This window comes from Pedobacter glucosidilyticus DSM 23534 (assembly GCF_000425145.1).
In the GTDB taxonomy this organism is placed as follows: domain Bacteria; phylum Bacteroidota; class Bacteroidia; order Sphingobacteriales; family Sphingobacteriaceae; genus Pseudopedobacter; species Pseudopedobacter glucosidilyticus.
Genome location: NZ_AULF01000003.1, coordinates 232,450 through 245,451, shown reverse-complemented (window position 1 = coordinate 245,451; position 13,002 = coordinate 232,450). Strand labels below are relative to the sequence as shown.

13 protein-coding genes are annotated in these 13,002 nt (G+C 35.5%); 9 read left to right on the top strand and 4 right to left on the bottom strand.

Features of this window, described 5'->3' with window-relative positions; genetic code table 11:
- Positions 1–170 precede the first annotated feature (170 nt).
- Positions 171–623 (top strand): deoxycytidylate deaminase, encoded by a 453-nt coding sequence (locus H510_RS0101155; RefSeq protein WP_026902628.1) that lies wholly within the window; start codon positions 171–173, stop codon positions 621–623.
- A 58-nt stretch (positions 624–681) separates the two neighbouring features.
- Here the strand turns inward: H510_RS0101155 and H510_RS0101150 are convergent, their stop codons facing one another.
- Together H510_RS0101150 and H510_RS0101145 are read right to left on the bottom strand one after the other, a co-directional pair.
- Positions 682–1,164 (bottom strand): Ig-like domain-containing protein, encoded by a 483-nt coding sequence (locus H510_RS0101150; protein ID WP_026902627.1) that lies wholly within the window; start codon positions 1,162–1,164, stop codon positions 682–684.
- 78 nt (positions 1,165–1,242) lie between these two features.
- The gene (locus tag H510_RS0101145) at positions 1,243–2,685 is read right to left on the bottom strand and encodes a M20/M25/M40 family metallo-hydrolase (protein WP_026902626.1); all 1,443 of its coding nucleotides are present in this window, start codon (positions 2,683–2,685) and stop codon (positions 1,243–1,245) included.
- Positions 2,686–2,821: 136 nt separating this feature from the next.
- Between H510_RS0101145 and guaA the strand changes: the two genes are divergently transcribed.
- The 8 genes from guaA to H510_RS0101105 all read left to right on the top strand — a co-directional run bounded on the left by guaA (position 2,822) and on the right by H510_RS0101105 (position 11,462).
- On the top strand, positions 2,822–4,354 hold the full coding sequence (gene guaA / locus H510_RS0101140) for a glutamine-hydrolyzing GMP synthase (protein WP_026902625.1): 1,533 nt from the start codon (positions 2,822–2,824) through the stop codon (positions 4,352–4,354).
- A complete protein-coding gene (locus H510_RS0101135; protein ID WP_026902624.1) occupies positions 4,311–5,573 on the top strand; it encodes an ABC transporter substrate-binding protein in 1,263 nt (420 codons plus the stop codon). Before guaA ends, H510_RS0101135 begins: the two co-directional genes overlap by 44 nt.
- Entirely contained in the window at positions 5,574–6,734 is a 1,161-nt protein-coding gene (locus H510_RS0101130; protein WP_026902623.1) for an RsmB/NOP family class I SAM-dependent RNA methyltransferase, read from the top strand.
- 108 nt (positions 6,735–6,842) lie between these two features.
- Complete coding sequence (locus H510_RS0101125) at positions 6,843–8,276, top strand: APC family permease (RefSeq protein WP_245584770.1); 1,434 nt, start codon at positions 6,843–6,845, stop codon at positions 8,274–8,276.
- 14 nt (positions 8,277–8,290) lie between these two features.
- Complete coding sequence (locus H510_RS0101120; protein ID WP_026902621.1) at positions 8,291–9,004, top strand: TlpA family protein disulfide reductase; 714 nt, start codon at positions 8,291–8,293, stop codon at positions 9,002–9,004.
- An 85-nt stretch (positions 9,005–9,089) separates the two neighbouring features.
- Positions 9,090–9,962 carry a carbon-nitrogen hydrolase gene (locus H510_RS0101115; RefSeq protein WP_026902620.1) on the top strand — a complete coding sequence of 291 codons (873 nt, stop codon included), beginning with the start codon at positions 9,090–9,092 and terminating at the stop codon, positions 9,960–9,962.
- Between the two features lie 57 nt (positions 9,963–10,019).
- Positions 10,020–10,331, top strand: coding sequence for a four helix bundle protein (locus tag H510_RS18005; protein WP_051290989.1), 312 nt, complete (start codon positions 10,020–10,022; stop codon positions 10,329–10,331).
- 42 nt (positions 10,332–10,373) lie between these two features.
- Positions 10,374–11,462 (top strand): agmatine deiminase family protein, encoded by a 1,089-nt coding sequence (locus H510_RS0101105; RefSeq protein ID WP_026902619.1) that lies wholly within the window; start codon positions 10,374–10,376, stop codon positions 11,460–11,462.
- A 70-nt stretch (positions 11,463–11,532) separates the two neighbouring features.
- On the opposite strand, the gene H510_RS0101100 is transcribed toward H510_RS0101105, so the two are convergent.
- Complete coding sequence (locus H510_RS0101100; RefSeq protein ID WP_026902618.1) at positions 11,533–12,339, bottom strand: M48 family metallopeptidase; 807 nt, start codon at positions 12,337–12,339, stop codon at positions 11,533–11,535.
- 16 nt (positions 12,340–12,355) lie between these two features.
- On the bottom strand, positions 12,356–12,997 hold the full coding sequence (gene plsY / locus H510_RS0101095; RefSeq protein WP_026902617.1) for a glycerol-3-phosphate 1-O-acyltransferase PlsY: 642 nt from the start codon (positions 12,995–12,997) through the stop codon (positions 12,356–12,358).
- Positions 12,998–13,002 lie beyond the last annotated feature (5 nt).

Sequence of the window (13,002 nt, the reverse complement as noted above, 5' to 3'; positions counted from 1 at the left end):
AATTAACTGTAAAATTACATTCGTTACAATTCAAATAAATTTTAGAAGGATAAAAGTATAAGGCGAGTTTGATTATACCAAACTACATAATCTAAAAATTAACGTTAAAGCTTAAGGGTTATTACTATTTTAGCGCATCAAATAAATAAGCAGGAAACATTTAAGTATATATGAAACTAAGTTTTGATTCTATATTCATGAATTTAGCTTCTGATTTAGCAAGGCGTTCGCATTGTGTGAAAAATCAAGTAGGGGCGGTACTTACAAAAGATACACGTATTATATCTATAGGTTATAACGGCCCACCAGCAGGTACGCATAATTGCGATGAAGAATGGCCTCAAGACGGTTGCCCAAGAGATTCTAGAAATAGCTGCTCTTTAGCTTTGCATGCCGAGGAAAATGCTATTTTATACGCTGTTAAAAATGGTACACAAATACAAGATGCTACTTTGTACACCACTTTATCGCCTTGTATTGCTTGTGCTAGATTAATTTTATCATCAGGCATTAAGCATGTGTATTTTAGAGATTCTTATGCAGCTTATAAAGGTTTACCTTCTGATGAAGGCGTAGATTTTTTAAATAAGTTTGGTGTAGTTTGTGAAAAGCTAAAAGAATAAAACAGGCAAGTTGTATGATAAACAACTTAACCTGCTTCTTTCGCGGGGTTTAAAGATTTTATTTGATACTAGCAGGTAATGCAATAACTACATTTTGCAATTGTAAAGTAAAAGTCACAGCCGCACTGGTTGTAATTTTTCCTTTATCATCATAAGCTTTAGCAGTTATGGTATTAGGTCCGGCAACAAATGGCGCACCTTCAATAAATGCAGAAAATCTTCTAGAATAATCTATAGCGATTTCAGTAGCTGAAATGGTTATACGGTCTTTAGAAAAGGATAATTTTCTGCTATCAGGAATAGTTTCTGTAGCTACTAAAGTAGTGCCTCTGTAAAATTCTACTTTAGCAATAGTTCCGTCGTTATCATACGCTTCAGCGGTTATCTCAACATAAGGTTGAGAACCAACATAGGTATAAGTTGTGGTAGGAGAGGTAATACTTACAATAGGAGCTTGGTTGTTGTCCTCGTCTTTTTTACAAGAAAATAAGGTTAAAGCCAAAGCTAAAGACATGGCAATTTTTGATAAGTTTTTAATCATAATATTTTTGTTTTAATTAATTAAGCAAAAATATTATGAAGAATTAAACGCTGTACTACCCGAAATGGGTAGGTTTTTTTAATTATAATTTTTAATAAAATGATAATAGAACATAATCCCTTTTTTAAATTCGGTTACTTTAATTCTTTCATTTACACCATGAAAACCCTCAGGATCTGTAAAAGGAGTAAACCTGAAAACTTGTGTAGTTAAATCGCCAAAGAACCTACTATCTGTAGCACCCAACACCAAATAAGGTGTTACAATAATGTCTTCCTGAAAAGCACTTATAGTTTTTTGCAAATAATCAAAAGTTTTATCGTTAACCTTAGCAATTTGTGCTGTTGCAGAGCTACCTTGTCTTAAGGTAACTTCAATATCAGGGTTGTTAATTACTTTTTTTACATGATTGATGACTGCCAAAGTATCAACCCCAGGTAATGTTCTGAAATTTACAGTAGCACTAGCCTCGCCTGGGATAAGATTTTCTTTTAAACCCGCATTAAAAATGGTAGTAGCTGTTGTTGTTCTTAAAGTAGCACTCCCGGCAGCGGTTTTTTCATAATTACTTTTAATGATAGATGAAAACAGCCAACGGTTAGCCATTGCCATTTTACTAACAAACGGCATTTCTGGACCAACATAATCCATAAAAAGATTGGTTACCGGACCTAACTCTAAAGGGAATTGGTTTTCTTTAAGCTTTACCAAAGCTTTGGCAAGCTCATCTATAGCGGTTTGTTTTTCTGGCATAGAAGAGTGTCCACCTGCAATTCTTGCTTTTAAATCTACTGTTACATAACCTTTTTCTGCAATGCCAACAACAGCAGCTGGTTTATCTAAACCTGGCACTTTATAATGGGTAATAATACCGCCTTCATCCAAAACCATAGCAGGTTTTATCCCTCTTTGCTTAAATAAAGCAGCAATTACTTTTGCGCCTCTTTTGCCTGTAACCTCTTCATCGTGGCCAAATACAAAATAAATATCATTTTCAGGGATGAAATTATCTTTCAAAAGTAGCTCAACACTTTCTAAAATGGCTATCAAGCTTCCTTTGTCATCAATAGTTCCTCTACCATAAATAAAGTCGTCTTTTAAAGCTCCAGAAAATGGATCGGCATGCCAATTCTTTCTAGTAGCTTCTTCTACAGGTACAACATCCTGATGAGCCATTAAAATGATAGGTTGTAATGCCTTGTTTTTACCTTGCCAATGTAATATCAGGCTTAAGCCGTTAATTTTTTCTAGTTTTAATTTAGAAAAAGTTAAAGGATAAGCTTGCACCAAAAAAGTATGAAAATCTAAAAATGCAGCACTATCTATTAAATCAGGACGATCATAAGAAATGGTTTTAAATTGAATAGCTTTCTGTAAATTTTGTATACAAGTTTGAGGTATATTTATAAATTCTGCGGGTTCAGTATTTATTTGCTTGCTTTTAAAAGTGAAAGTATTGATTAAAACTACTGCTCCTAGCAAGATAACACCCACAACAAGCATAGATGATAATTTTTTCATTCCATTTAGATTTTCTACAAAATAGGAAATTTTTATTACTATCAAATCAGATAAGGTTTTGGAAAAGCCCCAAATCATAGCTAAACTTATTTACCTTATTTACTAGTTACAAAGCTTTAAATTTTTACCTTTGCGCATGCAAGAGAAAATCCTCATTTTAGATTTCGGCTCGCAATATACCCAATTGATAGCCCGTAGGGTAAGAGAGCTAAATGTTTATTGCGAAATCCACCCCTTTAATAAGGTCCCAGCAATTGATGAATATACAAAAGGTGTTATCCTATCAGGGAGTCCGTCTTCTGTAAGACAAGCCGATGCCCCACAAGTAGATTTCAAACAATTTCATGAGAAACTACCTTTGCTAGGTGTTTGTTATGGGGCACAATATATGGCGCAGCATTCTGGCGGACAAGTTGTAGCATCAGAAATTAGAGAATACGGAAGAGCAAATTTGGAGTACATTCATGCTAATAATCCTTTATTACATGGTATCCCTGCCAAATCACAAGTATGGATGTCTCATGGAGATACCATTAAAGAAATTCCTTCAAATTTTGAGGTTATTGCCAGTACAGATACTGTGAAAGTTGCTGCTTACCAACTAAAAGGCACACAAACTTACGGTATACAATTTCACCCAGAGGTAACACATTCTACAGATGGGAAGCAGTTATTGCAAAACTTCTTGGTAGATATTTGTGGCTGCTCACAAGATTGGACTCCACACGCTTTCGCGGATATTACCATAGATGATTTAAAAAGTCAATTAGGCGATGATAAAGTGGTTTTAGGTTTATCTGGCGGGGTTGATTCGTCTGTTGCGGCATTGCTTTTGCATAAAGCTATTGGCAAAAATTTACATTGTATTTTTGTTGATAATGGCTTATTACGTAAGAACGAGTTTGAATCTGTTTTAGAATCTTATAAAGATTTAGGTTTAAACGTAAAAGGTGTTAATGCTAAGCAGTTATTTTACGATGCCCTAGCTGGTTTAACAGATCCTGAGCAGAAAAGAAAAGCCATAGGCAGAGTTTTTATAGAGGTTTTTGATGATGAAGCGCATCAAATTTCTGATGTAAAATGGTTAGCACAAGGTACCATTTATCCGGATGTGATAGAATCAGTATCGGTAAATGGTGGTCCGTCTGCAACTATAAAATCTCACCATAATGTGGGTGGTTTGCCAGATTTTATGAAGCTTAAAATTGTTGAGCCTCTAAAATCCTTATTTAAGGACGAAGTTAGAAGAGTTGGTAAAGCACTAGGTTTACCAGAGAATATCTTAAACAGACATCCTTTCCCGGGGCCAGGTTTAGGTATCAGAATATTAGGAGAAGTTACTCCAGAAAAAGTAGCTATCTTACAAGAAGCAGATTATATCTACATAGAAAACCTAAAAAAAGCAGGTTGGTATGATAGAGTTTGGCAAGCAGGAACTATTTATTTGCCTATACAATCTGTTGGGGTTATGGGAGACGAAAGAACTTACGAAAACGTTGTAAGTTTAAGAGCCGTAGAATCTGTAGATGGTATGACTGCCGATTGGAGCCATTTACCTTACGAGCTACTAGCTAAAATATCTAATGAAATTATCAATAATGTTAAAGGTATAAACCGGGTAGTGTATGATATCAGTTCTAAACCGCCTGCTACCATTGAGTGGGAGTAGGGTTTATGTATTACTATTTTTAGCTTTCTTGGCGGCTTGTTCGCCAAAAACCACTCCTAAAGTTGTTGAGCGTATAGAGCCCGCACCAGATAGAGAGATTAAATTAAAGCCAAAACTAGAAACAATACCCGAAGATAAACTAGCAGAAAAGCCAGAAATGGTGATTTCGCTGGTTCTTCCTTTTGAACTTTCCAGTATCAACCATCAAACGGCTGGTTTAAATGATATTGCCAAAGCAGAAATTGCGATTGATTTTTATCAAGGTTTTAAGATGGGTTTAGATTCTGTAGCAAACAATTTAGGGGGTAACTTTAAGTTACAGGTTTACGATTCTAAGGATGATCCTGCTAATATTGCTATTCTAGCAGCTAAAGCAGGTATCAAAAATTCCGATTTAATTGTTGGGCCTATTTTCCCTAATGGGATAAAAGCTTTTGCCACATACAGTAAAAATATGCAGAAACTGGTGGTTTCTCCTCTAGCAGCAACAGGTCCGGAGCAGTTTAACAATCCTTATTTAATTACCATTAACAATTCTTTAGAACAGCATACCTTAAGTGCTGTTAATTTTATAAAATCTGATTTAAAGCCTCGAAAAATCATCATGATTAGAAGTGGGCAGGCAGATGAGTTTAAATTTGCTGTTCCATTTAAGAAATATCGCGATAGCTTATTAAAACAAACCGCATTTTCTGAAATTGGTATAAAAGCTGTTGGTTACGAAAATGTGTTTAAGCATTTAAATCCGGTTGGTTTAAATGTTGTTGTTTTGCCAGCTACGGATAGAAACTTCCTGCTTTCTATCACTAAAGAATTATTAAAACTAAGTGCAAACTTTCAAATTGCGGTTATTGGGCATCCCGGCTGGGAGAAGCTACAGTTTTTGGATGCTACAACCATGCAAAAACTCAACACGCATATAACCTCATCTTACAAAGTAGATTATAAAACCCCTAGGGTAGAGCAGTTTTTAGCTAAATACAGAGCGAAATATAGTTTAGAGCCTAGTGAGTATGCCATCAAAGGTTTTGATATTGCTTATTATTTTGCTTCTTTAATGAGTAAAAATGGTAAAGCTTTCGCTGATGACTTGACCAAAACATCGTTAGAAGGTTTACACAACGAACTTGATTTTTTGAAGGATGCTAAATTGGGCTACTATAACCACAGCTTAATGATTTTAAAGTATCAAGATTATCAGCTTAAAAGGGTTAAATAAATGAAAGCTATTCACCAATTGGCTACGGTAGAGCAAATTTTAGCCCATTACCAGCAAGACCAGCCTTTGCATCGTTTTTTGGCTATATACTATCGTCAAAACAAGCAAATGGGGTCTAAAGACCGTAAAATAGCTAGCAGGTTGGTTTACAATTACTTTAGGCTAGGTCATGCTCTTCATCAGGAAACTTTGCTTAACCGCTTAATTATTGCCGAGTTTCTTTGCAATACCATTAGCAATTCTTTTATTGCTTTTTACAAGCCAGAATTGGAAACTGCTATCAATTTCACCCTTAAAGAAAAGCTTGTTATAGCAAAACAAGAGTTTCCGGCTTTCGATGTTTTAGATATTTTCCCTTTTCATAAACATCTTTCAGAAGGGGTAGATACAACTTTATTCTGTAGTAAAATTCTAGTACAGCCAGATTTATACATCAGGGTTAGAAAAGGAGCCGAAAAACGTTTTACCAGCACTTTGCTAAATGCTGATATTAATTTTCAGCATTTGGGAGAACAAACCTATGCTTTAGCAAACGGCACAAAACTAGATCATTTATTTACTGATAAAGGTTTATATGAGGTGCAAGATTTATCCTCGCAGCAAGTAGGACATTATTTTAAACCACAAAAATGGGATAAATGGTGGGATTGCTGTGCAGCATCTGGCGGTAAATCATTACTATTACATCAGCAGCAGCCAGATATTAAACTTTTAGTTTCTGATATTAGAGCTTCTATTTTAGACAATTTGGATGAACGCTTTTTACATGCAGGTATCAGAAACTATCAGAAAAAAGTACTGGATTTAACCTTAGACCAATCTTTATTCTTGCATGATTATGAGTTTGATGGTATCATCTTAGACGCACCTTGTAGTGGTTCTGGTACGTGGGGAAGAACGCCAGAAATGATTAATCAGTTTGAAGAACATACCATACAGTTTTTTCAAGATTTGCAGCGTAAAATTATCCGTAACGTTATATCTTATCTAAAACCAGGTAAGCCTCTTATTTACATCACCTGTTCGGTTTTTAAAGAAGAAAATGAGGTTCAGGTTGCTTGGATACAAGAAGAATTTAAATTACAAATAGAGAGTCAGGAACTTATCAAAGGTTATCAGCATAAAGCTGATACTATGTTTGTAGCTAGGTTAGTTAAATAGTTTTATTAATTTTAATAAGAAATTAATTGTTTCTTTTCGATAAGAAAATTAAACCTGCTAAATCATAATATCTCTAGGATAGCGAAAAATACTATGCAAAAAACCACCATGAAAAGAGAGCTAGGGCTGCTAGACTCTACAATGATTGTAGCCGGCTCTATGATTGGCTCAGGAATATTTTTAGTGAGCTCTGATATCGCTAGACAAGTCGGTTCTCCAGGTGTTATACTTTTAATTTGGCTTATTACAGGCGTTATTACCTTAATAGCAGCTTTAAGTTACGGAGAGTTAGCAGGCATGATGCCACAAGCAGGTGGTCAATATGTTTATTTAAAAGAAGCCTATAATCCCATGATTGGTTTTCTTTTCGGATGGACGGTTTTTACCGTTATACAAACCGGAATTATTGCTGCTGTAGCCATTGCATTTGCTAAATATACCGCAGAGATTATCCCTTTTTTCGATCAAAAAAATATTTTATTCAGTTTAGGAGATTTTGGCTTAAATCATACGCAATTGTTAGCTATCATTATGATATGCTTTCTAACCTTTATCAACCTACAAGGAGTGAAAAGTGCCAAGCTGGTACAAACAATTTTTACTATTGCGAAGCTATTGGCTTTATTAGGGCTTATTATAGCAGGTATTTATGTTGGTTTAAATAGCGAAGCTTTTTTTTCTAATTTGGATAATTTTTGGGCTCCTTACCAAACTAAAGTGAACGAAGATGGAACAATTTCTACAGAGCTACTTGGAGGTGTTTTACTTTTTGGTGCCATGGGAGCCGCCATGGTGGGTTCTTTATTTTCATCAGATACTTGGAATAACATTACCTATATTGCCGGTGAGGTGAAAAATCCTGAAAAGAATATTCCACTGAGCTTATTGTTTGGAACTTTAATCGTAACCATACTTTATATCTTGGCCAATGTGGCTTATTTGATGCTATTACCTGTAAGTGGTTTGCCAGATGGTGCTACGGTTTTAGAGCGTGGAATCATGTTTGCCTTACAAGATAGGGTAGGTACGGCAGCGGCTTCAGTTATTTTTGGAAGTGCAGCAGCAGCTATCATGGCTTTATTGATTATGGTATCTACTTTTGGTTGCAATAATGGTTTAATACTTTCTGGGGCAAGGCTATACTATGCCATGGCTCAAGATGGTGTGTTTTTCAAAAAAGCGGCAACTCTAAATAAAAAAGATGTACCAGGTTTTGCGCTTATCCTACAAGCTTTTTGGGCTGCTTTATTGTGTCTATCTGGTACTTATGGGCAGTTATTAGATTATAGTGTCTTCTCTGCTTTATTATTTTACATTATCACCATTGCTGGGATATTTGTGTTGAGGATAAAAAGACCAGATTGGAAAAGACCGTATAAAGCTTTTGGCTATCCTTTTTTACCAGCGCTATACATCTTGTTAGCTTCTGCTATTTGTATAGATTTACTCATTTACAAGCCAGATACTTGTGGCTGGGGTTTAGCTATTGTTGTTTTAGGAATTCCAGTTTATTATGTTTGGAAATATTTTGATAAAAAATAAACTCAATTTACCCTATGAAAAAACTTTTATTGATGTTGGTGATAGCTTTTGCTACAGCCAAAAGTTTTGCACAAACTGAAGCTCCAAAAATTGAAACACCTCCTGTTACTAGAGAGATTACTGTGGTAGATTCTACTGGTTTACCTTATTCTACAGAGTATTGGAATAAAGCAGTAAAATCAGGTAAATATAAATTAGAGCGTAGGTATGAAATGGGACAAAAGCCTGTTTTTTTGCTTAAAGAGCGTACAGAAGATGAGATTGATGCGCAATTAGCAAAAGCTCCAAGACCACGTTTAAGTACTTGTTTTAAAGATGGAGACACCTTTAAATATTCTAATTTAACAGATGTTAAAGGTAAGAAAATAGCTGCTAAAGATTTGATAGGGAAAATTTTAGTGATAAATTTTTGGTTTGTTTCCTGTGCGCCTTGTAGACAAGAAATACCAGAGTTGAATGATTTGGTAAAGAAATTTTCCAACGAAAAAGATGTGATTTTTGTAGCTATAGCCTTAGACCAAGCTGAGCAAATAGAAAACTTCCTAAAACTATTTCCTTTTAATTATACTCAAGTTCCAGATGCGAGGTATTATGCAGATAAATTTGGCGTTACCCAGTATCCCACTCATGTTATCATAGATAGAAGCGCTAAAGTAAGTTATCACTCCGTAGGGGGTGGTGCGGTTAATACTTATTGGTTAAAGAAAACCATCAAGAGCTTATTGTAATTCTCATCTTGATATCATCTATGATATAATCTCGTCATAATCCATACATAATTGTTAATTTTGCCGCCTGTTAATAATTTGTGGAATGAATAAAAATGTAAAAGTAGGTATAGTACAGATGTCTTGCACTTCAAACAAGCAAGAAAATCTAGATAAAGCCATCCAAAAAGTAAGAGAAGCAGCCGCAAAAGGTGCTCAAATCATTTGTTTACAAGAACTTTTTACTTCCTTATATTTTTGTGATGTAGAAGATTACGACAATTTTGCCTTAGCAGAACCTATTCCTGGTCCTTCTACAGATGCTTTGCAATCACTAGCTAAAGAATTGGGGGTAGTGATTATTGCTTCACTTTTTGAGAAACGTACTGAAGGATTATACCATAATACAACAGCAGTTTTAGATGCTGATGGAGCTTATTTAGGAAAATATCGTAAAATGCATATACCTGATGATCCGGGTTTTTACGAGAAATTTTATTTCACTCCGGGTGATTTAGGCTATAAAGTATTCAAAACTAAGTTTGCCACTATAGGAGTATTAATCTGCTGGGATCAGTGGTATCCAGAAGCGGCTAGAATTACCGCATTAATGGGTGCCGAAATCCTATTTTATCCAACAGCTATTGGTTGGGCAACCACGCAAGATGATGCAACTAATGAAGAACAACACAATGCTTGGCAAACCATCCAAAGTTCTCACGCAGTAGCTAATGGTATCCATGTAGTGGGAGTAAACAGAGTAGGAGTAGAAGCCGGAGTAAAATTTTGGGGGGGCTCATTTATTGCTAATCCATTTGGGAAATTATTATATAAAGGCTCTGTAGAGCAAGAAGAAGTACATGTGCAAGAAGTAGATTTAGCCAAATCCGATAGTTACAGAGTTCACTGGCCTTTCTTAAGAGATCGTAGAATTGATTCTTACCAGCCTATTGTTAAAAGATTTATTGATGAAGAGTAGATGTCCGAAGTCGGAGGACCGAAGACGGAAGTCTATAGCGTTTTAAGACTTAATATTATGGCTTTTAAATTTGAAGGGCTCAAAGTTTGGCAAAAAGCAATGGATTTATCATTTGATATTGATTTGCTCACAAAATCTTTTCCAAAAGATGAACTATATGTTTTGACTTCTCAGATTAAAAGAGCTTGTGATTCCATCTCTCTAAATATTGCAGAAGGAAGTACCGACCAATCTAATGCTGAATTTGCAAGATTTTTATCTTATTCAATTCGCTCAAATATTGAGGTAGTAAGTTGTTTGCATTTGGGCAAAAGAAGAAATATCATTAATCAAACTGATTTTGAAAAGCTCTATACAGAGTGTGAATAAATTCATTTTATGCTAGTTGTATTAAAGAAATCCTTAAAATAAATGAGTAAAGAAAATATAAATCAAACTTCATACTCTAGACTTCGGTCTTCGGACCTCAGTCTTCCGACCTCTTACTACTTCCCACCAGAGTGGGCGCCACATGAAGCAACATGGCTTTCTTGGCCGCATAAAGAAGCTAGTTGGCCGGGTAAAATAGATAGTATTTATAAGCCCTATGCTCAATTTATCCAAATATTAAGTTTAACAGAAAAAGTTAGAATCAACGTAAGAGATGAGGAGATGAAGGCCTTTGCATTACAGCATATTGAGGCAGCTGGAGCTGATTTATCTCAAATAGAGTTTTATTTTAACCCTAGTAACGACGCTTGGTGCCGAGACCATGGGCCGGCTTTTTTGATTAACCCAAATGCCGAGCAAAAGAAAATTATTGTTGATTGGGGTTTTAATGCTTGGGGTGGTAAATATCCTCCTTTTGATTTGGATGACGTTATCCCAACTAAAATAGCCGAGCATTTTGATATTCCAGTTTATCATCCAGGAATTATCATGGAAGGTGGTTCTGTAGAATTTAATGGTGCTGGAACTATTTTAACATCCAGAAGTTGCTTGCTAAATGAAAATAGAAATCCGCATTTAAATCAGGAACAAATAGAAGAATATCTTAAAACTTTTTACGGTCAGCAACAAGTACTTTGGGTGAGTGATGGCATTGTAGGTGATGATACAGACGGTCATATTGATGATACCGTAAGATTTGTGAATGAAAATACCGTTTTAACCGTAGTTGAGGATAATCCGGAAGATGAAAATTACGAACTCTTGCAAACCAATTTAAGAGAGTTAAAAGAGATGCGTTTGTTAAATGGTGATGCGCTTAATATTATAGCATTACCCATGCCAGATGCTGTTATTTTTGAAGATACCCGCTTACCAGCTTCTTACGCTAATTTTTATATCAGCAATGGCCATGTGATAGTGCCAACTTACCGTTGCGATAAAGATAAAATTGCATTGGACATTATAGCTAAATGTTTTCCAGACAGAGAAACTATCGGGATAGATTCAACAGATATTATTTGGGGATTAGGAAGTTTTCACTGTTTAAGTCAGCAAGAACCTTTGGTATAAAATTAAACTATAAAAAAAAAGCCTCGAAATTCACGATTTCGAGGCTTTTTTATATAGTTAGGATATTTCTTTATTTTCTATAATAAGCTGCTGCTTCTGGCAGATATTTTTTAATATCATTAATTCTAGTAGCATCACTAGGGTGAGTGCTTAAAAATTCAGGTGGTTTTTGACCATTACTTTTGGCCGCCATTCTTTGCCAAAAATCTATAGCACTTGCAGGGTCATATCCGGCCATAGCCATAAAAGTTAAACCCAATCTATCTGCTTCTGATTCTTGTTTTCTAGAGTTTGGTAATAAAACCCCAGCTTGTGCACCAATACCAAAAACCTGTTGGAAAACACCATATCCAGCTTCTGATTTGGTTACCGCAGCACCAGCTAAAGTACCTAATCCTTGCGCTATCATCGTTTGCGAGTAACGCTCGTTAGAATGTTTCGCAATAGCGTGAGCAATTTCATGCCCCATTACTGTAGCTAAGCCAGCGTCTGTTAAAGTTACAGGTAAGATGCCTGTATATACAGCAACTTTACCGCCCGGCATACACCAAGCATTAACATCAGGACTTTGGACCAAGTTAAATTCCCATTGAAAGCCAGCAATTTGGTTTCCATAACCATTATCATTCATGTATCTGGTTACGGCTGCTGCTATTTTATTACCAATATCTTTAACTTTTCTGCTTTCTGCTGTATTGTTAACAACTTTATTTTTTGGATCAGATAAGAACTCACGGTAGCTTTGTGCCGCCATTTGGTTCATTTCGGTATCACTTACCAAATTTGCTTGCCTTCTGCCTGTTAAAGGTACTGTAGAACAAGCGGTAAGAATAGCTGTAAATGCAGCTACTGATAAAATTTTGATGGTTTTGTTCATATATAATTAATAAAAATTATTTTTTCTTAAACAGATTTACTTTGGATTCTCGGCCTCGTAATAGTCTTTCTATGTTTTTCTGATGTGTAACCAATATCAAAACACAAATGCACATACCGTAAATAACGATAGCTTTTACTGAAACTTGATATACGAAAATAACACTTAGTGGAAAGGTAAAACCTGCCGAAATAGAGCTTAATGATACGTATTTACTCAATAAAAGTACAACTGTAAAAACCAGAACACAAAGCAATGCTGCTGGCAAGTGAACGGCTAAAATCATACCAAAGAGTGTAGCAATACCTTTACCCCCTCTAAAACCAGCAAAAACAGGAAAAAGATGTCCCATTACAGCAACTATACCTAAAGCTAATTGGTAATTTACATATTGAACAGAGTGCTCTGGTCCGGTTACAGATAGTCCAATAAAATAGGCAAGATTAGTAGCAGTCCAACCTTTTAAAATATCGATAATCATCACAGGAATACCAGCTTTTTTACCTAATACCCTAAATGTATTGGTTGCACCGGCATTACCACTGCCATATTCTCTAACGTCTATCCCGTAAAAAGCTTGTCCTATCCAAACCGCTGATGGGATAGACCCCAAAAGATAAGCTAATAATATTGCTCCTAAAGAATATATTGATATCATGTATG